Here is a 24,670-nt window from a genome sequence, read left to right as displayed (position 1 = left end):
ATGAAACAATCCCATATCAGAAATAGAATAAAATCACCTGTAAGAGTATGGTCTGTAGTGGGCGCTTTGTTACTATGCGTTATAGTTCAATCTCAGACGCTGACCGTAACAGGTTCAGATTGGGCACCAGTTGTTCCAGCAATTACTGAAGCAGGATCTGATTATGGGGGGACTTATGCAAGCCCCTCTGGTCAGTTCAAATTAAACGTGACTGTACCGCTTCTTTTGGGTACGGGTAAGGTTTCAGTTAGATATGAAGACTATCCAATATGGCATAGTTCTTTAAAAATTGATGTGCAAAAAATAGATAATGGATCCGGTTTATGTGTGTTATGTAGTATGACCCCAAATATGGCAGGGCCCGTTAAGGAGCTTACAACAATTGATTCCGAGCTATTCAGAATGACTGCTGTTTTGTCATTAGCTACTGTGACTAATATTACTTTAAACCTTCGACTTAGGGGCGTTTCTGTTACAACTCCTGTCGATAACTATAGCGCGCGTATTGTATTTACTATTGGTCCAACATAAAAGTGAGGAATTTCGCTGCTGTCGTAAATTTTTTTAAATCCGTAACTTAGTATAAAACTAAACTGTAGAATTATGAGAGTTTTATTTGTTTTAATGGTGCTCTTTGCGATACAAGCCTGTGCTACCAAAAAGGACACTAAGAAACGACTGTTGCCTGAAGGAATAAAAGCGGCAACGGAAGAAGTGTATTTAATAGTAAATAATCAGAAAAAGCTACTGCATAAAAAGCAGATGGTCTTCACTAGAAATGGTCGCATTAAATACTCCAAAACGGTTGATTCGTTGGGGAATGTATTGCAAGAAACTCAAAAGAAATTATGGTTTGTCGTGGAATCATATCCCGATAAAGAACCTTGTTATTGTAAAACGCGCTGGAAACCTAAAAACCGTGAACGAATCAGCTGTTATACTAAAAAGCAATACAAGCAAAGTGAGGCCATTTATCATTATCATACGGATGGAACTATTGAAAAAATAGTAGATAATTTTACGACTTTCGACACGCAGTATTTTTATTATACCAACAGAGAACTCTCCAAAATCGCGATCAGAGACAAAAACAATAAACTTATTGATGAATTTCTAATTTACTGTACAGCCAAAGATGAAGAAGGGATTTGTTTGAAAGAGAGTAGAATTTCAACTAAAACAAACCATAAACAAGAGATACTTTTCTTTCCGAATTATAATTGAACATTTCTATCTATTTACACCATTTACACCATCCTATGAAAACAAATACATTCTGGATAATATTAATAAAGATTTTGGGAATATCAATATTATTTTCAAGCTTGACGGTTGTTCCGCAATTCTGCTCAACAATTTATGCAACATTTAAGAATGGAAATACTAATTATATAGAAATAGCATTTCTTTTAATTTTTATCTTGGTAGTGTATTTGTTGATAGTAAGATTATTGGTCTTTAGGCCTGAGTGGATAATTACTAAGCTGAAACTTGAAAGAAATATGGAGGAAAAGATTGATTTGAATATCAAAGCTTCAACAATACTTAATATTTCAGTTGCCGTGATTGGAGGATTAATGTTAGTAGGTAGTATTCCAATACTATGTGAAACTATTTTTGAATTTTTGAAACAAAGCGCTTTATTTATAGATTTTGAAAATTCAAAGTGGATTGTTGCTTATTTCGTGAAAGCTTTGATTGGTTATTTACTTTTTGCAAATAGTAAAAGTGTGACAAAATTCATTTTTAAGCAAGCTGAAGAAAGTGAATAAGGATAAAAGAGCGGTTTTACCTCAATAAACAATTGATTTATGTACTTACAGTTTGTACTTTTGCCTTTATGAATGATAATTTTATAAATGAATACTTCGGGATAGGGATACAAAATGGTAAAACACCAGAAAATTTAGGTGTGCTGTGGAGATCAGCTCAAAACTTAGGTGCTACTTTCATATTTACTATCGGTAATCGATATGCCAAACAAGCCTGTGATACGCATAATGCTGTAAAATCAATTCCTTATTTTCATTACGACACTTTTGAAGCTTTTTTTGAAAACTTACCCAAAGGTGCGCGGTTGGTAGGTGTTGAATTAGATGATAAAGCTTCAGATTTAGAAACCTTCGAACATCCAAGACGTTGTGTTTATTTATTGGGAGCTGAAGACCATGGTTTGTCTACAAAAGCTATGGATAAATGCCATCATTTAGTAAAGTTTAAATCAGAGAAAAGTTTAAACGTGGCTGTGGCAGGAAGTATTATTATGTACGATAGAACCTTATCTAAACCACGTTCGTAAAACATAAGCTTACTAGCCCAATACGCTACGATATCTGAAGACTTTTTTTATGCATATAGTCAAGTAAGACATTGCAGAATTTTGATTAATTTTCTCTAGATCTGTTTTTTACATTATGTAAAAATGCTTGGATGCAAATTAGCAAACCAAGTTGAAATCCAATCTTAAATGCACAAAGTACAAGAAAGTAAAATTCAGCAGCCCAATTTTTCAGAAGCAATTCGTTTTTGGTTTATACTAGGTTGGATAAGTTTTGGAGGAACAACTGGTCATATTACGATCATGCACGACTTTTTGGTAGAAAAAAAGAAATGGGTAAGTGAAAGTAAGTTTTTTAGTTCACTTAATACTTGCATGATTCTGCCAGGTCCTGAAGCGCATCAATTAGCGATTTACCTTGGATGGAAGTTACATGGAATTAGAGGAGGTATTCTAGCTGGGGTATTTTTTATTTTGCCATCGATGCTCATTCTTCTATGTTTGAGTATTATCTACGCACTCTACGGGAATACGCCTTTACTAATAGCTATTTTTGATGGTTTAAAACCTGCAGTATTGGCTATTATTGTTTACGCCACATGGAAAGTAGGACATAAATCACTCCTTAGTTTTTTACATTATTTTGTTGCGTTTTCTGCATTTATTTTCTCTTATTTCCTTCATGTTTCAACACCATTGTTATTGGTGGGGGTTATCATTTTAGGTGTACTAATTAGTGTGGTTGCTCCATCGTTTATGTGCTTCAAGAAAGGGAAGAAGGTATCTGAAAATCATGAGGAATTATATTATGTAAATAGTGATCAAACCTCACCTAAAAAATCTTTAAGAACAACAATTAAGCAACTTGTTGTTTTTATAGTTCTATGGCTTATTCCGTTTTTAGGGATAACATTCTTTCTTGCCGATAAATTGTTTTGGCATAAACTTTCATTGCTTTTTACCCAAACGGCATTCCTTACCATCGGTGGCTCTTATACAGTGATTCCTTATGTAGCCAATTTGGTAACCAATAAATTAGCCTGGCTTTCTAAAACACAAATGATAGATGGATTTGCTTTGGCAGAAACGACTCCGGGGCCCTTGGTTATTGTATTATCATATGTTGGTTTTATGGCAGGGTTTAATCATTTTAATAACTCTCTACTGATGGGAACTATTGGTTTACTGGCAGCGAGTTATTTTACATTTCTGCCTAATTTTATAATGATTTTCATGGGAGCTCCATTGATTGAGAAGTCTCAAAAAAGTGAAACAGTTCAAGCAGTTTTATCGCTAGTGACTGCAACTGTTGTTGGAGTTATTGTGAATCTTGCCTTTTATTTAGGGGAAGGGATTTTATTTTCTAATAAAGTGATTTCTTTAAATAATTTTAATGGGATGGCATTAGGTTGGAGTTTAATTTCTCTACTTTTACTTATAAAGTATAAATTCAAAATAGTAAATCTTATATTGCTTAGTCTGGTGTATGGTTTGTTTGGCTATTTTTTTACACTCTGAAAAAGCAGAAGATTGGCTGTTCTGTTAATCTTTAAATTGTGGTGCACGCTTGATCATGACAAGTTTTGCTCAACTAGCAGCGGGTAAAAAAGCTAATTGAATATAAAAAAGTATCAAACGATAAGAGGCTGTATTTGTGCTTGAATCTATATTTTTAGTTTACTAGAGCAGCAAACAATTTAGGCGAAGAGAGGGTGATAACTCATCAAATTTAAAATTATGAACTTTATAGATATCGTTGGACTCTTTGCGGGAACTTGTGTGACTCTATCGGTCATCCCTCAAATTCTGAAAGTTTGGAAAACCAAAAAAGTAAAAGAAATTTCACTTAAAACCTTTAGTATTCTAACCTTTGGAATTTTGGTCTGGATTATTTATGGTGTTTTGAGAAATGACCTTCCCATAATAATCACTAATAGTGTTTCTTTTTGCCTCAATTTAGTAATGGTTTATTTCATTATTTATTATGAGAAAGAATAACTCTTATAAATAACGCAATGTCTTTTGGGGTATTTTTAAATTTTCGGTCTAACCTAAATGTTCCGTTAAAATCAGAATTTTCTGTTGAATTATAATTCGATTTAATCGGATATTTTAATATATAAACACTATCCTGTTAAAATGTACTAAATAGAAAATGTTCTTGTCGTAAATGTCAAAATCTAGATAACTTTGTAAATAGAATTGGATAATCTCTCTTTATACTTTAACCATAAAATTCGACAAACAAAAATGTAGTTTTTTACATTTTACTCCCATCTTAACTTTACTCTCTAAATAATTAAATTTAAAATTACTTCTTAGCAATAAAATTTATGATTGAGCTCTTTATTAAAGTATAAAGTCTTTCTTTTTGTTATTGAATAATTTTTAAAAATTTAATGATGACACTCTTAATTATTGTAATAGCATTAGCCTTGGTGTTTGATGTTATCAATGGCTTTCATGATGCTGCAAATTCAATTGCAACTATTGTGGCAACAAAAGTATTAACGCCTTTTCAGGCAGTAGTATGGGCAGCTTTTTTTAATTTTATTGCTTTTTTAATTTTTGGATTACATGTGGCTAATACCATAGGTAAAGGAATTGTTCATCCAGAGATTGTGACCTTAGAAGTGGTGATGTGTGGACTTATTGGAGCGATTATTTGGAATCTGTTAACTTGGTTATTGGGTATTCCCTCAAGTTCTTCTCATACGTTGATAGGAGGTTTTGTTGGTGCGGCTATTGCAGCTGCTGGCTTTGACTCTGTTTTTTATTCGGGCATAGGTAAGATTATTATTTTTATTGTGCTGGCACCGCTAATAGGAGCTTTTATCTCCATAACATTGTCCATAATTCTAATGCATGTCTGTAAAAATATGGCTTGGAAACCTGTAAATATGGTGTTTAGAAGATTACAGTTGATTTCGGCTGCTGCTTATAGCATTGGCCACGGCTCAAACGATGCGCAAAAAATAATGGGAATTATTTTTGTTTCACTCATTGCTGCAGAAAAGCTGACTACTGAGGATGCCATTCCACTTTGGGTTGTGATTGCATCACATTCGGCCATGGCAATAGGTACCTTGCTTGGAGGGTGGCGAATTGTAAAAACAATGGCTTCTAAATTGACCCATATTGGATCTTTTCAAGGTTTCTGTGCCGAAACAGGAGGAGCCATTACGTTGTTTTCAACCAGCATGTTGGGAATTCCGGTAAGCACTACTCATACCATTACTGGAGGTATCGTTGGAGTAGGCTCGGTAAAACGATTATCAGCTGTTCGATGGGGACTAACAAGAAACATTGTCATCGCTTGGATTATTACCATACCCATAACCTCTTTAATGTCTGCTTTGATTTATAAGTTAACCCATCATTTTTTTTAAGTTACTGAAATTTGAAACATCATAGGAACTTATTAAGATTGATATGATGGAATCTATGAAGACAAGGTAGCATTCGTAAAATAGCAATGAAAAGACAGCTCTTTGTTTTGAGTTACTTCTGTATACTATCTACTAATTTATTAGTCTATGTTAAAATCATTTTTAAAAAGGTTATTGTCTTGATAAGACTTCAATATTTTATGAGTTTTGATAGCATAAAATGATTTTACCTTTGGTTATGGGGGTTAAATGATAAAAATGGCTTGGATCGTGTTTAAAATGTCGGATTATTTTGAGGTATCGACTAAATTTGTGATGTGCGTAAAGTTATTATCTACATATTCATTTTTTTAATTGTATCCAATATTGGGTTCTTTCAGCAATTTTATAAATTGCCTGTATTACTTGAGCACTTTAGTGAGCATCAACAAAGAGGTAATGTTTCTTTTATTGATTTTCTAGAAATGCATTATTGGGGAGAAGATCTAAATGATGATGATACTGACCGTGATATGCAGCTTCCTTTTAAGCATATTTCAAGCGCTTCCTTTCAACTTGTTTTTGTTCCAGCAGATAAACCTTCCTTTTATATTCCTTTTAGGGTAGGATACGATCCATTCAATGGTATTCCGTATACCACTAATTTGTTCTCAAATCCTGCTTTCTTTTCAGTATTCAGACCTCCTGTAGCTTAATTTAATTTTCTACGATTTTTTATTGTGGTTAAGTCATTTCTATGTTTTAGCCATCCCAATACTATTTCAAAAAATTAAATCATATTATGCTCAATAAGATCATACAATTCTCAGTTAACAATAAACTGGTAATTGGAGTCTTCACATTGCTATGGATCATCTATGGCGTGTTTGAAGTAACCCGTTTACCCATTGATGCCGTTCCTGACATCACTAACAATCAGGTACAGATTATCACAACAGCTCCGTCTTTGGGAGCAGAAGATGTGGAACGTCTGATCACTTTTCCGATCGAACAGGCCATTAGTAATATTCCACAACTAAAAGAAAGTCGTAGTATTTCTCGTTTTGGGCTCTCCCTTGTAACCATTGTTTTTGATGATGATACCGATGTGTATTGGGCTCGTCAGCAAGTGGCGGAACGTTTACAGAAAGTAGAAATTGCGGAGAACGCTAGTATTCCCGAAATGGCGCCAGCCACTACTGGATTAGGCGAAATCTATCAATATGTGCTAAAACCAGATCCGGGTTACGAAACCAAATATTCTCTAGAAGATTTGCGTACAATTCAGGATTGGACCGTTCGTAGACAACTTTTAGGTACCCCTGGTATTGCAGATGTGGCTACTTTTGGTGGCAAGCTAAAGCAATATGAAATTGCCGTGAATCCTTCGAGGTTAAAAGCGCAAAACCTTACCATCAAAGAAGTATTTACCGCACTAAGCAGTAATAATGAAAATACGGGAGGGGCGTATATTGAAAAAGGACCAACGGTGCTGTACATCCGCAGTGTCGGCCTTACTCGCAACATAAAGGATATCGAGAATATCATTGTCAAAAATACCCAAGCCGGAACACCGATTTTAATCAAAGATATTGCCGAGGTCAAAATGTCTTCTGCTATACGGTATGGCGCCTTAACCACAAATGACATAGGAGAGGCAGTAGGGGGAATTGTCATGATGTTGAAAGGAGAAAATGCCAGTAACGTCATTGTAAATGTAAAAAAACGTGTTGCTGAAATCGAAAAGATGCTCCCAAAAGGTTTAAAAATAGAACCCTTTTTGGATCGCACGAAAATGGTAGACAACGCTATTGGTACTGTGGAGAAAAACCTAATTGAAGGCGCATTGATTGTGGTTTTAGTATTGGTACTTTTCTTAGGGAATTTACGAGCAGGGTTTATCGTGGCTTCGGTTATTCCACTGGCGATGTTGTTTGCCATTATTATGATGAACACCTTTGGCGTAAGTGGTAATTTAATGAGTCTTGGTGCGCTTGATTTTGGTTTGATCGTCGATGGCGCCGTGATTATTGTCGAAGCCATATTACATCATTTACATAGTGCTAAAAAGTACAAAGGAGTCAATACGATTTCACAAGAGGAAATGGATAAGGAGGTTACGGGTTCAGCAGGAAGAATGATGAATGCGGCCGTATTTGGACAAATCATTATTTTGATTGTCTATCTTCCTATTCTATCGCTTGAAGGAATTGAAGGTAAGATGTTCAAGCCTATGGCTCAAACCGTTGCCTTTGCTATTTTAGGAGCCTTTATATTATCGCTTACTTATGTACCTATGGTGAGTGCTTTGCTGATCAGCAAAAAAGTAAGCCATAAACCAAATCTATCCGATAGAATCATGGCTAAATTAGAAGGCTTCTATGAGATTTGGTTGTCCAAAGCACTGCAAGTTCGAAAAGGTATCGTGATGGGCGCAGTGTTGTTGTTTGGACTTGCCTTAGTGCTCTTTAGCAGAATGGGAGGAGAGTTTATTCCACAACTCGAAGAAGGAGATTTTGCTGTAGAAACGCGACTATTACTGGGAACCAACCTTTCGACCACAACCGAAACCATCCAAAAAATATCAAGGGCACTTAAAAACAAATATCCTGAAGTAGAAAAAGTAGTCTCCAGGATTGGAAGTGCGGAGATACCGACGGATCCAATGCCCATTGAAGGTGGAGATATGATTATTGTACTCAAGGATAAATCAGAATGGACAAGCGCTTCCTCTTTTCAGGAGTTGGCAGATAAAATGACGGCAACTGTGAAAGAGGTGGCTCCAGGGGTGACCACAGGCTTTCAATTTCCGGTGCAAATGCGTTTTAATGAATTGATGACGGGAGCCAAACAGGATCTGGTTTGTAAGATCTATGGAGAAGATTTAGATAAGTTAGCCCAATATGCAGAGCAATTAGGAGCGATTAGCCAAACGGTCGATGGTGCAACCGATCTGTATGTGGAAAAGGTGACCGGAATGCCACAAATCGTTATTGATTACGATTGGGCTGAAATGGCCAAATATGGCATCTATGTATCCGATATCAATCAAACGGTTAATGCAGCTTTTGCAGGGGCGGTAGCTGGACGTATTTATGAAGGAGAAAAACGCTTTGATATGGTGGTGAGAGTTGAAGCGAGCGGACGAAAAGATATTTCGGATGTTCGTAATCTATTAATTGCGACACGTTCTGGAACGCAGATCCCACTGTATCAAGTAGCATCAGTCAAAGAAGTAGAAGGTCCCAATCAGATCCAACGTGAAAATGCGAAAAGAAGAATTATAGTGGGCTTTAATGTAAGAGGACGTGATGTAGAATCTATAGTCGAAGAATTGCAGAAAAAGGTCGAGAGTCAGATCAAGTTTGATCCGGGTTATTATATTACCTATGGCGGTACCTTTGAAAATCTACAACAGGCAAAATCACGTCTTGGGATTGCTGTACCTGCTGCTTTATTTATGATTTTGGCCTTGTTGTATTTTGCGTTTCGATCTTTTAAAGAAGGTATTATCATTTTTACCGCAATTCCATTGTCAGCCATTGGAGGCGTATTTGGGTTGGCCTTGCGCGATATGCCTTTTAGTATTTCTGCTGGAGTTGGTTTTATTGCGCTCTTTGGAGTAGCGGTATTGAACGGTATTGTTTTGATATCCGAATTCAACCGAATACAGAAACAGGAGGGCATAACAGACCCGTTTCAAATTATCCTTACTGGAACAAAAAACAGATTGCGTCCCGTGTTGATGACTGCTGCTGTGGCCTCCTTGGGATTCTTACCCATGGCTTTAAGTAATGGTGCAGGAGCAGAGGTGCAACGACCACTAGCAACGGTAGTTATTGGTGGATTGATAACGGCTACTTTGCTGACTTTATTTGTGCTACCGGCTATTTATTTAATGACGTTTCATACCAAAGTATTTTCTAAAAAAATCAAAAAACATAAAATGGATAAATTGACTTTAGTAGTGGTGGCTTTGTTGCTTACCATTTCAGTACAGGCACAACAGAGTCCTGTCTCTCTTGAGGAATCGTTATCAATAGCCATTGGGAATAATAAAAGAGTAAAGTCAGCTCGACTGAACGAACAATCAAAAGAACACTTACAAAAATCAGGCTATGATATTCCAAAATTGGCTTTAGATGCGGATTATGGGCAGTTTAACAGTGGGATTAATGATACGCGTTTTGGTGTGAGTCAGACTTTTGCTTTTCCAACCTTGTACCGTAATCAGAAGAAAGTTTTGATAGAAAACTATCAGGTGGCAAAAGCGAACTCTCAGTTAACGGCACAACAAATTAAGTCGAATGTGAGAAACTTGTTTTACTATTATATCTGGCTCAATAGTAAAAAGGAATTACTGACGTACGCCGATTCTATTTACAGGTTGATGGAACAAAAATCGGATTTACGGTATAAGGCGGGAGAAACCAATGTGCTTGAAAAAAGCGCTTCTCAGTCTGCTAGACAATTTTATACCAATCAACTCACAATGGTCCATAAAGACATTGCCATTACCTTGAAATCATTTAATACTGTCCTTCAGGATAACGGCGTTATTCATGTGCCCTCAGCAAGTACTATCAAGAATGATTTTACGGTTTCGTCTAACGAAAAAGTAAATACAGCGGAACTTCCGCAGATCCAACTTTCAAATCACGAAGCCGAAGCCTCTAAATGGAAATGGAAAACGGAACAGGCCAAGATGATGCCGGACATTACCGTAGGTTATAACAATCTAAGTATTACGGGAGCACAAACAACTGCTGCGGGACAAGAAGTTTATTATGACAGCAGTCATAGGTTTAGTTATGTGAATCTGGGATTGTCTGTTCCTTTATTCTTTTCGAGTCAGTCTGCACGTAATAAAGCGACGAAAATGGAATATGAAAATGTTAAGATGATGGCTGAAACGGTGCAAATCGAAATGAACACTGAAATAGCCAATGCGATAAGTGAAGTCGAAAAGTATAAAGAAAGCCTGAGTTATTATGAAAACGAAGGACTTAAGAATGCGTCGGTTATCATCGATGCGGCCAACAGTCAGTTAGAAAATGGAGATATTGATTACCTGCAATGGGTTTTGGTGGTGAACCAGGCCATCACTATAAAAAATGAATATCTCGATAGTATTAATGATTACAATAAGGCGGTTATTAATTTCCAAACTCTTACTAATTTATAACATAATGAAAACATATATTATCACGATAGTTGGGCTTTTATTCTTGGTTTCTTGCAAAGGAGATCAAAAAGAGCAAGCCAATAGTGCAGAAGCACAGAGGCAAGAAAACACGATTCAATTAAGTGCCCAACAAATTAAGAATGCGGATTTGGTTGTGGGCAATCCCGAGGAAAGAAATGTTAGGGGCATATTGCAACTTCAAGGAACAGTAACGGTACCGCCCAAAAGTGTGGTGAGTATTAGTATTCCTTTAGGAGGTTATGTCAAGAAGACTGATTTAATGGCAGGTATGCATGTTAGAAAAGGTCAGTTGTTAGCCGTTGTAGAAGATATGCAATACATACAACTACAACAGGATTATCTAACAGCTAAAGAAAAATTTCAATTGGCACAAAGCGAATTTAACAGACAAAAAGAACTGAATGCTAAAAAAGCAAGCAGTGATAAATTGTATGAGCAAACGCAGACAGAGATGCAAACCCAACGTATTGACATGGCGTCACTATCTCAGAAATTGGCCTTAGTTGGTATTAATGCCAAATCACTAACCGCCACCAATATTAGTAAAACAGTGCGTATTGTTTCACCAGTAAATGGTTTGGTTTCGAAGATCAATGTCAATGTTGGAAAGTACATCTCCCCAACCGACATGATGTTTGAACTTATGGAAATGAGTGATGTGGTTCTTGTGATGAATGCTTTTGAAAAAGATATTCATTTACTATCAGTGGGACAAAACGTTACAGCTTTTACTAATGGTAATCCGTCAAAAAAATATGTAGCCAAAATTGCTTATATCAATCAAAGTCTTAATGATGATCGTGCAGCAGAGGTTATTTGCAAAGTAAACCAATATGACAAGGCCTTAATACCCGGGCTTTTCATTAATGCAGAAGCTGAATTTGATAACGAAAAGGCCATTACAGTTCCAGAAGATGCAGTAGTAAGATGGCAAGGTAAGTTTTTTGTTTTTTCAGGTATAGGAAAAAATAAATTCAAAATGGTACAGGTTGATTCTGGAACGACCAGTGATGGTTTTAGACAAATTAAATCTTCAGCTATAAATAAATCTTCAAAGATTGTGATTAAAAACGCTTATACCCTTTTGATGACTTTTATGAATGGTGGAGAGGAGTAATAGAAAAGGGCTTAGTTGAGGAAGGTTATCTAATAGTTGGCGCATTATCGTTAGGTTCCTTAAGCAGGTTGTTCTAAAATTAGAGGTTGTCAAAAGACAACCTCTAATTTATATAGGGTATAGCGTCCGTTCTGCCATAGTTTTCAAGTTAAATCGCAATTAGAACATTTGTCATTACTGGTAATGATAGGACACACCTATACTTGCTATTTTAGCTCCTAAGTTCAAGTATTTTGAATAGACCATGGAAATGTTATAATCTTATCTTGAAATAGTAGAACTTTTTAATCTTTATTTTGTTTATCTTCAATGTCAAATTCAATGAATTTAAACAAGGTCTGTCATGAAAATACCTAAAGAAATACTTAATGGATTTTATATCTTTTCGGGAATCGCTATCTTCTTTTTATTAATGGAATTGTTAGGTCTTTCCCATCTATTTTATTTACGATTGTTAAACGTATTTTTCATTTTGTACGGTGTTAACAGAACAATAAAAATGAATATTGCAGAGGGCAAAAACGTTTTTGTTTCCAATGCTGTATCTGCAATGGTAACTTCTTTTTTAAGTGTCGTATTTAGTATAATAGGATTGGTTATTTACAGTTATGCAAGAGGTGGGGATGTTTATGTTAAAACATTATCTAAGACTTTTATGTTTGGAGGAAATCCCTCTGTATCTACCTATGCGATTTGCATATTTTTTGAAGGTGTAGCTTCTTGCGTAATTGTAACGTTGTTACTGATGTTACATTGGAACAGCAAATTCAAAGCCGACTAAATACAAGCCGTTTTAAATAATGGAGGATTTGAATAACGCTTGTTTCTGTATTTGTTTCAGAAGAATAAGTGTTGTAATCATTTTGCACCATTTACAGAATTTCTTTAAAAATTCCCAACAAAGTGATCCTAGAGTTTCAAACTGACCAATTTAACAGTAGCAGTCTATTCGCTGCTTACTAGATTAATAAGCGGTATGGAGCATAGTTCTAATGTAATGCTTTATTTAGTGGATAGGAGATTCATGCCTAAAAGCAGGCGATCTGGTATTCCCTTTTTTTGGATAAGAACTTTGAATTTTTGTCCCATATCCATTAGCAGTGTGTGTGTAAGTAAAATTTCTTTTCTGATGGCGCTTACAGGGTCCTCATCTGAGGAGACCGATTTTCTAAGAAGTTCTTTAAATCCCAGTCTCAATAGAAAGTCAGCGTGATTTGTGAATCCGCAACATTCTAACCCATTTTTTAGGCCCCAATGGCAAAGAGCGGAAAAATTAACATGTGATGTGATATCTTGATTCCCGATATCATAATAAGGATTCTCGTTTATGGTGTGCTTGTTATAACATACTAGAGTGCCGCAACTTTTGTCTTTACAATATAAGCCTGATGAAGGATAACCATAATCTATAGTAATGATAAACCCTTTCTTTAAAGACAAGGAAATCTCTTGTATCCACTCAGTAGCTTGCAAGTTTATTTCTGTGCGAAATCCTTTTGGTAATACCACACCGAGTTCATCCAGATATTCCCTGAGTTCTTTTGGGGCAGGCCTAAGTAATTCTATAAAACCAGCTTTATAATCGACAAAGATTTCCTTTAGTTCCTCTTGCATGAGTACTTGGTGTACAGCAAAATTGTCTACTAATTCATTGGAGAGGATGCAGCCGGTAAATTTAGGGATGTCACCGATGGAATTGTACCAATTTACTTTTTCATATAGCAGAGCTTTTTCCTTTTGGCGTAGCTGAGGGCTTTTTTCTATAATGCAGTATTGCAACTTGTCGTAAAATTCAGGATTGCTTTTAAGGTAATTCAGGATGTCATGGCAAAGTTTTCCTGTACCTGCTCCATATTCGACAATAGTAAAGGCTTCTCTTTGGGTCATTTCCCACATTTCTTCAAGCTGGCGTCCTATGATAGCACCAAAGAGTGGAGTAAGGTTGGAGCTTGTATAATAATCCCCCTGGGTTCCTATCTTATCTTTTTGTGAAGTGTAATATCCCAATGTGGGGTAATACAATGCCATTTCCATGAAATCACAGAAAGAAATAGGGCCTTTATTTCTAATTTTTTCTATTATGATTTCAGTTAGTTGCATGTTATTTAAATGATTTAAGGATCCTTACGGTAAAACGAATACTAAAGTTATTAGAATGAAACTATGGACGCCTCCATTTTTTTATAAAATGGTTATAGTATTATAACGAGTATTAATACGAAACAATTATGTCATAAGCGTTTTATTAGAGGTATAGGGATTGGAGATAAATTATAAAGTTATCTTAATGTTTTTGTTTTTAAAATATACTATTTAGTATATTTGTAATCAAATTTAAAAGATGATGTTGACAAAGGCTGAAAGAACTAAACAATTTATACTCGAAACTGCAGTACCACTTTACAATGAAAAAGGTATTTCAGGAGTAAGTATTGATGATGTACTTGAGGCGACAAAACTTACAAAGGGATGTTTGTACGGCCATTTTGAAAATAAAGAAGATTTGTCCGAACAAGTGATTGACTTATCGCTTAAGATGGTGTCAGACAAAATTAGATCAGCAGTTTACAATGGAAAAACGGTAAAAGCTAAGATATTTGCCTTTCTGGATTTTTACAAGAATCCTATTCAAACCTATATTAGTGGTGGATGTCCAATATTTAATACAGCTGTAGAGGCTGATGATAATTATCCGTTTATAAAAGAAAAAGTGGCCAAAGTATTTAGAAATGGACAGGAAGAAATAACAGCTTTGCTTCAGGCAGGAATTAGTAATGGTGAATTTTCGAATACTCTTGATCCAGTAGTTTTTGCCTTTAAATTAGTTGCTTCAGTTGAAGGCGGGATTGTAATGTGTAGAGTGATGGGTACAGCGAAACCCATGCAAGGACTTATTAAGAGTCTAAAATCTGAACTTGAACAATACGTAATATGATTTTTTTTACCGTAAAATAGACTAAAAAGTATATTTAAGAATAGACTAAAAAGTCTGAAATAAATAGAAAAGACTACTTGATATCCAAATAGAAAATTAGTGTAGTAAGAATTTCAATTTAAATAATGATATAATGAAAACAACTGGAAATACTGTATTTATCAGTGGTGGAAGCGCTGGAATAGGATTGGCAATAGCGAAAAAACTGAATGCTACAGGCAATAAAATAATTATAAACGGACGTAATGAGCAGCGTTTACAAAGTGCTTTAGAACAATTGGATAATGCTGTGGCCCTACAAGGTGATCTATCTTTAGAGGCAGATAGAATTCGAATTGCAAAACAATTAAAGGAAAACTATCCTGAGGTAAATATCATTATCAATAATGCAGGTGCTGCTTTTAGTTATCTATTAAATGAAACTGTAAACGCGCACGAAAAAGCTGCTATAGAGATCAATACAAACTATTTGAGCGTAATTCATTTCACTGAACTTTTATTACCACATCTAATTCAAAAAAGTGAAGCTGCAGTTGTAAACGTTTCATCAATTGCTGTTTTCGGCAGTCATAAATTAGTACCAACATATGGAGCTACCAAGGCGGCATTGCACAGCTATACAGTCGCTTTAAGATATACGTATGAAGAAGAGAAAAATCTTCAGATATATGAAGTCTATCCTCCATTGGTCAATACAGAGTTTTCAGCGGAAATAGGCGGTGCTAATGGTATTGCGCCAGAGGAAGTTGCGGATGAGTTATTACTGGCTTTAGAAAAAAATCAGTTTGATGTTCCAGTGGGTGATTCAAAGCAATTTTTTAAATAACTTTAGATATGAATATAAAAGGAAAAACGATATTAATTACTGGAGGAGCTTCTGGTATTGGCTTAGAATCGGCAAAACAATTTTTAGCAGAAGGAGCTAAGGTTATGATCACAGGGAGAAATCAGGTTAAACTAGATGCGGCAAAAGAAATGCTTTCATCATTGATCGTTATAAAAAGTGATGTTGAGAATCCAGATGATGCTGTAGCGCTTTTTGAGAAAGTAACTTCTTTGGGCGGAATTGATATTCTATACCATAATGCAGGCGTTGGAAGTCCGATGCTCAATCTAGGAATTGCAAATGAGCAAATTTTAAAGAATGCGATGTATGAAATGAACATTAATTATTTTGGCGTTATACGTCTCAATACACTGTTTATCGATATGCTGAAATCAAGAAAAGAAAGTGCTATAATAAATACCACATCTATTTTGAGTTTGGTACCCGCTTTAGAAGAACCAACTTATTCGGCAACAAAAGTAGCCTTAAGTTTTTATACACGAACACTAAGAAAGAATTTACAGATACTAGACAGCAATGTTAAAGTGTTTGAGTTACTACCACCTGTTGTCGCAACAGAGATGACGGCTCAAAGAAACGATAAGAAAATGACTGCTGAACAATTGGTAAAAGCACTTATATCAGGAATTAAAAAAGATCAATTTACCATTCGGGTGGGTGATGCAAAAATATTGTACTACGTAAGTAGGTTTTTCCCAAAACTGGCTTTCGATTTGGTAAATCCGAAAAAGATATACGCGAGCTTAAAGCAATAATATGAACTCCAAAACAGTTAAAATGAAAGCATTTATAATTAATAAGTATAGTAAAAAGGGAAGTTTGCAGCTTGCCGAAAGGCCTGTGCCAGAGGTAAACGATAATGATGTTTTAGTTGCTATTCATGCAGCAGGAGTTAATCTTTTAGACTCCAAAATAAAAACAGGAGAATTTAAACTCATTTTACCGTATAAACTGCCCTTAATTTTAGGACATGATGTAGCTGGAGTCGTTACAAAAGTTGGGAAAAATGTAAAAAAGTTCAAAGTTGGAGACGAAGTCTATGCCAGAGCTGCAGATCAAAGGATTGGGACATTTGCTGAATTTATTTCGATAGACCAAAGAGATATTGCTCTTAAGCCTAAAAATATTTCTATGGAAGAAGCAGCCTCTATTCCGTTAGTGGCATTGACCGCTTGGCAGTTTTTGGTAGAAAGAGCACAAATCAAAGAAGGTCAAAAAGTATTTATTCAGGCGGGTTCAGGAGGCGTAGGGACAATTGCGATTCAGTTGGCCAAGCATTTGGGCGCTATAGTGGCAACTACTGCAAGTGTCAATAGTTTCGATTTCCTTACCACACTTGGCGCTGATCTTATTATTGATTATAAGAATAGTGATTTCGAAAAGAGGTTGAGCAATTACGATGTTGTTTTGAATAGTCAGGATCAAAAGACTCTCGAAAAATCATTGAGTGTTCTAAAATCTGGAGGTAAACTTGTTTCGATTTCAGGGCCGCCAACGTTAGATTTTGCCAAAGAAATTAAAGCACCCTGGTTTGTAAAAATAGTATTGTCATTGTTAAGTTCAGGTATTCGTAAAAAAGCGAAGAATAAAAATGTAGATTATTCCTTTTTATTTATGAAAGCCAATGGCGAGCAATTAGGTAGTATAACAACACTTATTGAATCTGGAATAATTAAACCAGTTCTTGATAAAATATTTTCTTTCGAAAATACGAATGAAGCTTTAGCCTATGTAGAAAGCGGACGTGCGAAAGGGAAAGTAGTTATCAAAATTAAATAGGGAGTGGGAAGGTACAGATGATTCAAACTAATGAATCATAGAGTACCATTTGGAGTTTTTTGTTTTTAAAGTATTTGGTCACCACTTTTCAATTTAAAAGGAGCAATTAATTTTACTAAATAGTTATAAGTGATTTCGTTGAGATCACTCATTGTGGCCCTATGAAGTAAAGTTTAAAATAATAATCAATTATGATTTAAATTTGGGAATGGGATTTAACTGATTTAGACCACAACCGAATGCTTGTTTTGAATTGGAAGTGCGTGATTAATAGTCTTGAAAAAGAATGTCCAGAAATCAGATCATGTTATTTTATTAGCCCTGTTTCCGAGTTAATGGAGTACTTACCGTCTTATAAAAAAAGAAAAAAGAAATAGATTTAAATAGAAATATAATTTAAATCTATTTGCATGAATTTTAATAAAAAATTTTGATCAGTCTATTTTTATGTAATGGAATTAAAGAGTGATGAATCGAGGATAAGATTGGGCTTTTTGCAGGACTTGTCGAAAAGGTTTTTTAGAAGATGTCAGTGTTATATGCACTCGAAAAATTACTTTCGTTAGAACAATAACTCACTAATTATTATACTATTTATATTTACTCAAATCGAGATTAAGAATAGTACCTACTCTGCTAAACTCTTCATTAATTTTTGCATTCAAAATTAGTTGTTCATTTTTTATTGGATGATTAAAAATTAACTGATGTGCATGAAGCATCATTCCTTTCAGTTCATAATTCTCCAACCATAATTTATTCTGCTTGTTACATCCATGTGGACGACTTCCTAAAATGGGATGAAAAATATGTTTAAAATGTTTTCGTAATTGATGCATACGTCCAGTTTCAGGAATTGCCTCTACCAAACAATATCGAGACGTTGGTCGATTATTAAATTCTAACTCAACTTCGGCATTTTGCAAACGATGAAAGTATGTTATGGCATTTTGTGTAATGTCATCATCATTTGTTAGATCATAATCAATTGTTTGTTCTTCAGGTGACCAACCACGTAAAATAGCTAAATATTTTTTTTCGACTTCGCGAGTGGCGAAACGATCATTCATAATTTTCAAAACCTCTTTATTTAATGCAAATAACAAGACACCTGATGTTTTGCGATCTAACCGATGAATAGGGTAAACATGTTGTCCTCCTATTTGATTTCTCAATTCTTGAATTGCATAAACTTTTGCATCTCGCGCGTAAAATGATTTATGAACCAATAATCCACTTGGTTTATTAATGGCTATAATATATTCGTCTTGGTAAAGAATTTCTAACATTTGGCAAAAGTAAAAGAGATTTCGACTAAAATCACTTTTAGGAGTTATTTATTTCGATGCAAAATAGGACCAAATAAATAATATTTAATTTTTCCATTTCAAGACCGCATTAATCCAATTGTTGATGTATACATTTTATATCAAGACTATTTTTATGAGTCTGATTTATAAAGTGTTATTCCCTCCTTTGTTTTTTTAGTTTTCCTCTTCATTATTGGTAAAGAATAGATTTAAAACTTTTTTTTACCATCAATTTCTACAAAACATTTGATTTGTCCTGTTATTGATGCAAAAGAACAATTTTTCATCTTGAATAATTTCAATATTTGTATATCAATATAAAAAACAGGTAATAATTGTGTTTTGTGTAATTATTATTAAGTTTTATTAATGATCTTGTTGTTATGTTGTAAAGATGCTGAATAATATGTATCGTGTTTGATTGATGAATTCCTGATGATTAGCAATTAACTTGTTCTTTAAATGACAAACAGCATCATGAAATGATGCATTAAATATAGTGGACGAATCCAAAGGATGACTTGGCATAAATCCAGTTAAAACATACAAATTTTTATATGGAGAAATTTGTGAAAAAGGCTTAACCATAATAACAGTCTATTATTTATAATATCGAATTAACCAACTAACCAATAACCAAAAAAATTATGCAAAAAATTGATATTCATAACTTAATCGATAACGCTAAATTTAATCGATTTCACTGGACCGTACTATTCTGGTGCTCTTTAATCATCATTTTTGATGGGTACGATCTTGTTATTTATGGCGTAGTGTTACCATTGCTTATGGAAAAGTGGAATTTATCACCCCTAGAAGCGGGGACTTTGGGGAGTTACGCGCTCTTTGGGATGATGTTTGGAGCTTTGATATTTGGAACACTATCGGATCGTATTGGACGAAAAAAAGCAATTATTATGTGTGTATCCATTTTCAGTGGATTCACTTTTATAAATGGATTTGTAGAGACGCCTTTACAATTTGGAATTTGTCGTTTTATTGCAGGATTGGGAATTGGGGGAGTGATGCCCAATGTTGTGGCTTTAATGACCGAATATTCACCTAAGAAAATCAGAAGTACGCTGGTAACACTCATGTTTAGTGGTTATTCTGTAGGAGGAATGCTTTCGGCTGGATTAGGAATCTTTTTGATACCAAATTTTGGATGGCAATCGGTTTTTTATGTGGGATTATTGCCCATGCTTTTATTGCCTTTGATTATTAAATTTTTACCCGATTCTGTAGGTTTTTTGGTGAAACAAAAAAGAACTGATGAGGCTAAAAAAATACTTTCGCTTATTGAGCCAACTTATCTTCCCGCAACTGGTGATGTTTTAGATTCAGGAGAATCAAAAGCAGCTGGAGCCAGTGTTTCACAACTTTTTAAACAAAATAGGACAACAAGTACTATTATGTTTTGGATTGCTTTTTTTACCTGTCTTTTGATGGTGTATGGTCTAAATTCCTGGTTGCCAAAACTAATGAGCAAAGCCGGCTATGAATTAGGATCCAGTCTTACTTTTTTATTAGTACTGAATTTTGGAGCGATGATAGGAGCAGTAGGTGGTGGATGGCTTGGGGATAAATTTAATTTAAAAACGGTTTTGATTTCTTTTTTTGCTGTTGCTGCAATCTCGTTGAGTTTACTTGGTTTCAAAAATTCTACGCTTGTATTATACCTTTTAATTGCAATTGCAGGAGCAACAACTATTGGGACCCAAATACTTTGTTATGCTTATGTAGCACAATTTTATCCCATAAATATTAGGTCTTCCGGAATTGGCTGGGCCTCTGGAGTAGGGAGAACAGGTGCTATTTTAGGCCCAATTTTAGGAGGCGCTTTGCTGAGTTTAGGATTGCCTTTTGAATTGAATTTTGTTGCATTTGCTGTTCCTGGAGTAATAGGAGCGTTGGCGGTTTGTTTTATCAATGTGAAACACAGTCAGGACAATAAAGTAGTGTTTCATAAAAAAGAACCGATTCAATTAGATCCCATTGTAGCCAACGAATAAATCTATAATTGGAGTATTTATCCGCCATAAATGGGGTTTTTAAAATAAAAAGCAAAGAAATGAAGTTAAAAAAAATAGTAGCAATTACTGGTTTGCTATGGACAACCGTGTTGCTTAATGCTCAAGAAATCAATAAAAAAAAGGATAGTATAGTGGCTATTCAACCAGAGAAAAAAGAGCCCCTTTTTGATGTTAAGTTCTCGGGTTTTATTCGACATGACGCGATATTTGATTCTCGTCAGACCGTTGATGTAAGAGAAGCGGCAGTGGTGCTTTGGGGAAAAGATGTTGATTTTGATGCCAATGGCAAAGACAGAAACGCTGCCTCTAAGTTTCAAATGCTGAATGTGCTATCCAGAGTAGGGGTGAGGGTAAGTGCTCCTGATGTTTTGGGAGCAAAAACTGCAGGATTCCTCGAAGGTGATTTTTTTGGTAATGCAGAAGGAGGAATCAATGAATTTCGTTTGAGACATGCTTGGATTACATTAGATTGGAAGAAAACCCAAATAGGGATAGGTCAATTTTGGCATCCGCTAACCATTCCGGAAATGTTTCCTGGAGTAGTTAATTTCAGTGGAGGCGCACCTTATATGCCGTACAACAGAAATCCTCAGATCCGTTTTACTCAAAAATTAGATGCGAATTTTAATCTTATGGTAGCAGCCGTTTCACAAAGAGATTTCACATCGAATACTGCTCCATACAGAAACAGTTCGCTTCCTTCTGGGCACGTTCAGTTCAGTTATAAAAGTAAAAATACACTCATAGGTGTAGCGGGGAATTTTGAACAAATTCGTCCTAAAACAAGTTCTGGGTCAGCGAATGATTTTTCTAATGAAAGACTCAATAGTGTTTCCGTTATGGCGTATGGACGTTTTGAAACGAAGTCAATGACGGTAAAAGCAGAAGCGATGTATGGTGAAAACGCAACATCCTTTATTATGCTTGGCGGCTATGTAGGATATACACCCACTTCTGGTCCTGGCTTAGAAACATATTCGACAATGGCAACACAGTCTTATTGGATTGATTTTACCGGAAAAACAAAAAAAATAATTCCTGGTTTCTTTGCTGGGTTTAGCCAAAACGATGGTGCTAATAATCCGATTTCAGGAAAAGCGGTTGTGTATGGATTTTCGAACATGGTTGGGGGTGTGGCGGCATCAGGAAATACATCGACCAGAACCATTAATTATATTTATCGATTAGCACCACGAATTGAAGCGCCCATTAAAAATTTAAAATTCGGTTTAGAAGTAGAATATTCAGCTGCCCAATGGGGTAATGCTGATAATAGCGGAAGAGCAATAAGTAATCTCAATTTGATAGGAACATGGAGAGTTTTGTTTGCAACGGTTCTTAAATTTTAATTTTTTTTAAACATGTTGAGTGTAGTTCAATAATGAATTGCACTCAATATTTTTTTTGTGAATATGAAGCAGACCAATAAATGGCTAGCATTACTTATTGTACTTATAGCTCCCTTACTTTCGGTAATCGATGTATATATTGTGAATATGGCTTTGCCGGAAATCAAACAGCAGTATTTGACATCGGACAGTAATACAGAATTAGTGATCAGTTCTTATCTGTTAGGATATTGTGTTTTTCTCGTCACAGGAGGAAGAGCTGGAGATTTTTTTGGACGAAAGAAAATATTCATAATTGGAATGCTTTCGTTCACCATTACGTCAGCTTTATGTGGCTACGCGGGTACCATTTTTCAATTAATACTTTTTAGGTTCTTTCAAGGTGTGGCTGCAGCCTTTATGATTCCGCAAACCTTGACGATAATACAAGTTACTTTTCGCGAAGCCAAAGAGAGAAACTTGGCATTCGGTTTTTTCGGAATTACGTTGGGTATTGCATCTATTTTGGGACAATTTTTAGGGGGGTATTTTGTGGCACACCATTTTATTGAAGAAAGTTGGCGCTTGATATTCTTGATTAATGTCCCCTTTGGTTTAGTTACTGTTGTTCTTTCTTTTTTCTTTTTGCAAGAGACGAGCTTACATAAAGAAGGTAAATTTGATTTGCTTGGCGTACTGTTATTGACCATTGCTTTGGGAAGTTTAATTTACGGGCTTACTTTAGTGCCTGAGCAAGGGCTTTCCCTTTTAATAATGTTTTTGCTGTTTTTGTCTGGGATGCTATTATATCTATTTTGGATCTATCAAAAAAAGAAAACACAAGATCAAAGCAGTCCTTTAATGAATATGAATCTTTTTAAAATAAAAAGTTTCAATTTGGTTTTGCTAGTAGCCTTATTTTTTTTTGGAGCGCACAATTCTTATTTATTAATATGTGCAGTTCAGTTCCAAAACACCTTACATCTGGATCCTTATGTGGCCAGCCAGTATTTTACTTTTAATGGTATTGGTTTTTTAATGTCTTCCTTTATTGCTTTAAAATTATTGCATAAATATGGTATAAAGTTATTGATTATAGGCTGTATTCTAATGATTGTTTCTTTGGTTCTGCAGGTACTTACTTTGGGAGACCAAGCAAATGTGGATTATATTCCTTGGTTTCTTTTATTGTATGGATTGGGACAAGGGACACTTTTACCGTCTATTTTAAATTATGCACTTAAAAAAATTCCTGCAGAGTATGCTGCATTGGCTGGAGGTGTATATTCAACCGTGCAACAATTTTCATCCGCATTTGGCATCACGATCATTGGGAGCTTATTTTTTTATAGTTTAAAAAAAGGTTTAGACGGTTATACTATTGCTATGAGTATGGCGATCGTCTATTTGGTTTTTGTGGCCCTATTTTTAAGCCGACTTTCAAAATTGAATACGACCAATGTGTCTTAGAATATCACAAAGTATTTTTCTTCTATCTAAAAATTGTGAAACAGCGCTCAAACGATATAGTTGTATTTGTAGTATCTTTGATAGGTGACGAATGAGCTTTTGAATTTAAAGACTATATGGGAAATAAATTATTTTTTAAGGGAATTTATGGTGATAACTCTATCGATATGGTTAGGGATATTATTCATATTACACCTATGGAGATAACTGGTAAACGCCACGAATGGTTCATAAAACCTCATATTCACAGTGATCTTTTTCAAATTTTTGTGCTTGAAAGTGGCTCTCTGGAACTAATTATTGATGGCGAAAGTCAAATTGTGGAAGGCCTTTCTTTTTTTTCAATGCCAAAAAATATTAGTCATGGTTTACGTATGAATGCGGATGCCAAAGGATGGGTAATCTCCCTTTATGATAAATCTTTGGAGAATATGTTAAAGCTTGATACGGATATTATCAATAAGATAGACGAAATCCATATTTCAAAGCTGGATGAAAATGATAAATTAATTAATGATGCGCTGGCGACGATTCATAAATGCATCGATGAATATTATTCTGAATTACCGGGTAAGCAACTCGCTTTACAATACCTGGTGGGAATGATGTTGTTGCGTTTGTATAGAATATTTGTCACTTCATCTGCAGTTCATCTTTCTAATAATAAGAATAAAATTTATTACCGACGCTTTGTTCAATTGATAAAGGAAATGAAATCTTTTAAGATAAGCGTTGAAGATTATGCTTCCCGTTTAGATCTTTCAAGTGGACATCTTAACCGAATTTGTAAGGATGTTTCTGGCATATCACCAAAAGACGTTATTATTAATTTTTTTATTGATGAAGCTAAAATTTACCTGCGTAATTTTGAAATGTCAATTGCCGAAATCTCGTACGAACTGGATATTGAAGATCCAGCTTATTTTACGCGTTTATTTAAAAAAAGAACTGAACTTACCCCCAAAGAATTCAGAAGTCAGTTAGGACGTAAGTAGTCAT

The 24,670-nt window shown here is 35.1% G+C and carries 21 protein-coding genes; 19 read left to right on the top strand and 2 right to left on the bottom strand.

The window, feature by feature from the left end; genetic code table 11:
• From AC51AA_RS04290 to AC51AA_RS04240, 11 genes are all read left to right on the top strand, one after another.
• Positions 1-531 (top strand): hypothetical protein, encoded by a 531-nt coding sequence (locus AC51AA_RS04290; RefSeq protein WP_500704490.1) that lies wholly within the window; start codon positions 1-3, stop codon positions 529-531.
• Positions 532-603: 72 nt separating this feature from the next.
• Positions 604-1,224: a hypothetical protein gene (locus AC51AA_RS04285; protein ID WP_500704489.1), complete on the top strand. Its 621-nt coding sequence runs from the start codon at positions 604-606 to the stop codon at positions 1,222-1,224.
• A gap of 35 nt (positions 1,225-1,259) precedes the next feature.
• Entirely contained in the window at positions 1,260-1,772 is a 513-nt protein-coding gene (locus tag AC51AA_RS04280; RefSeq protein ID WP_500704487.1) for a hypothetical protein, read from the top strand.
• A 68-nt stretch (positions 1,773-1,840) separates the two neighbouring features.
• On the top strand, positions 1,841-2,299 hold the full coding sequence (locus tag AC51AA_RS04275) for an RNA methyltransferase (protein WP_500704486.1): 459 nt from the start codon (positions 1,841-1,843) through the stop codon (positions 2,297-2,299).
• 168 nt (positions 2,300-2,467) lie between these two features.
• Positions 2,468-3,796, top strand: a complete 1,329-nt coding sequence (gene chrA / locus AC51AA_RS04270) for a chromate efflux transporter (protein WP_500704484.1) — start codon at positions 2,468-2,470, stop codon at positions 3,794-3,796.
• 219 nt (positions 3,797-4,015) lie between these two features.
• The gene (locus tag AC51AA_RS04265) at positions 4,016-4,276 is read left to right on the top strand and encodes a SemiSWEET family sugar transporter (protein WP_500704482.1); all 261 of its coding nucleotides are present in this window, start codon (positions 4,016-4,018) and stop codon (positions 4,274-4,276) included.
• A gap of 404 nt (positions 4,277-4,680) precedes the next feature.
• Entirely contained in the window at positions 4,681-5,667 is a 987-nt protein-coding gene (locus tag AC51AA_RS04260) for an inorganic phosphate transporter (protein WP_500705609.1), read from the top strand.
• A gap of 392 nt (positions 5,668-6,059) precedes the next feature.
• Positions 6,060-6,362 carry a hypothetical protein gene (locus tag AC51AA_RS04255; protein WP_500704481.1) on the top strand — a complete coding sequence of 101 codons (303 nt, stop codon included), beginning with the start codon at positions 6,060-6,062 and terminating at the stop codon, positions 6,360-6,362.
• Positions 6,363-6,448: 86 nt separating this feature from the next.
• Entirely contained in the window at positions 6,449-10,831 is a 4,383-nt protein-coding gene (locus tag AC51AA_RS04250; RefSeq protein WP_500704480.1) for a CusA/CzcA family heavy metal efflux RND transporter, read from the top strand.
• Positions 10,832-10,835: 4 nt separating this feature from the next.
• A complete protein-coding gene (locus AC51AA_RS04245; protein WP_500704479.1) occupies positions 10,836-11,969 on the top strand; it encodes an efflux RND transporter periplasmic adaptor subunit in 1,134 nt (377 codons plus the stop codon).
• 343 nt (positions 11,970-12,312) lie between these two features.
• Entirely contained in the window at positions 12,313-12,750 is a 438-nt protein-coding gene (locus AC51AA_RS04240; protein WP_500704478.1) for a hypothetical protein, read from the top strand.
• Positions 12,751-12,971: 221 nt separating this feature from the next.
• Here the strand turns inward: AC51AA_RS04240 and AC51AA_RS04235 are convergent, their stop codons facing one another.
• Positions 12,972-14,069 (bottom strand): class I SAM-dependent methyltransferase, encoded by a 1,098-nt coding sequence (locus tag AC51AA_RS04235; RefSeq protein WP_500704477.1) that lies wholly within the window; start codon positions 14,067-14,069, stop codon positions 12,972-12,974.
• A 241-nt stretch (positions 14,070-14,310) separates the two neighbouring features.
• On the opposite strand from AC51AA_RS04235, the gene AC51AA_RS04230 reads away from it, so the two are divergent.
• The 4 genes from AC51AA_RS04230 (at position 14,311) to AC51AA_RS04215 (ending at position 17,530) form a co-directional block, all read left to right on the top strand.
• The gene (locus tag AC51AA_RS04230; protein ID WP_500704476.1) at positions 14,311-14,904 is read left to right on the top strand and encodes a TetR/AcrR family transcriptional regulator; all 594 of its coding nucleotides are present in this window, start codon (positions 14,311-14,313) and stop codon (positions 14,902-14,904) included.
• A 133-nt stretch (positions 14,905-15,037) separates the two neighbouring features.
• The gene (locus AC51AA_RS04225) at positions 15,038-15,730 is read left to right on the top strand and encodes an SDR family oxidoreductase (protein WP_500704475.1); all 693 of its coding nucleotides are present in this window, start codon (positions 15,038-15,040) and stop codon (positions 15,728-15,730) included.
• 8 nt (positions 15,731-15,738) lie between these two features.
• A complete protein-coding gene (locus AC51AA_RS04220; protein WP_500704474.1) occupies positions 15,739-16,506 on the top strand; it encodes an SDR family oxidoreductase in 768 nt (255 codons plus the stop codon).
• Positions 16,507-16,528: 22 nt separating this feature from the next.
• Positions 16,529-17,530, top strand: coding sequence for an NADP-dependent oxidoreductase (locus AC51AA_RS04215; RefSeq protein ID WP_500704473.1), 1,002 nt, complete (start codon positions 16,529-16,531; stop codon positions 17,528-17,530).
• 590 nt (positions 17,531-18,120) lie between these two features.
• On the opposite strand, the gene AC51AA_RS04210 is transcribed toward AC51AA_RS04215, so the two are convergent.
• A complete protein-coding gene (locus AC51AA_RS04210) occupies positions 18,121-18,819 on the bottom strand; it encodes a pseudouridine synthase (protein ID WP_500704472.1) in 699 nt (232 codons plus the stop codon).
• 668 nt (positions 18,820-19,487) lie between these two features.
• Here AC51AA_RS04210 and AC51AA_RS04205 point away from each other — a divergent pair.
• From AC51AA_RS04205 to AC51AA_RS04190, 4 genes are all read left to right on the top strand, one after another.
• On the top strand, positions 19,488-20,852 hold the full coding sequence (locus AC51AA_RS04205; RefSeq protein ID WP_500704471.1) for an MFS transporter: 1,365 nt from the start codon (positions 19,488-19,490) through the stop codon (positions 20,850-20,852).
• A 59-nt stretch (positions 20,853-20,911) separates the two neighbouring features.
• On the top strand, positions 20,912-22,222 hold the full coding sequence (locus tag AC51AA_RS04200) for a DcaP family trimeric outer membrane transporter (RefSeq protein ID WP_500704470.1): 1,311 nt from the start codon (positions 20,912-20,914) through the stop codon (positions 22,220-22,222).
• Between the two features lie 63 nt (positions 22,223-22,285).
• A complete protein-coding gene (locus AC51AA_RS04195; protein WP_500704469.1) occupies positions 22,286-23,671 on the top strand; it encodes an MFS transporter in 1,386 nt (461 codons plus the stop codon).
• A gap of 116 nt (positions 23,672-23,787) precedes the next feature.
• Positions 23,788-24,666: an AraC family transcriptional regulator gene (locus AC51AA_RS04190; protein ID WP_500704468.1), complete on the top strand. Its 879-nt coding sequence runs from the start codon at positions 23,788-23,790 to the stop codon at positions 24,664-24,666.
• Positions 24,667-24,670: the final 4 nt, after the last annotated feature.

Source organism: Flavobacterium sp. OHVDL-2026-0007 (assembly GCF_059882335.1).
The sequence above is the reverse complement of the archived record's forward strand: the minus strand, read 5'-3'. Positions and strand labels throughout refer to the sequence as shown.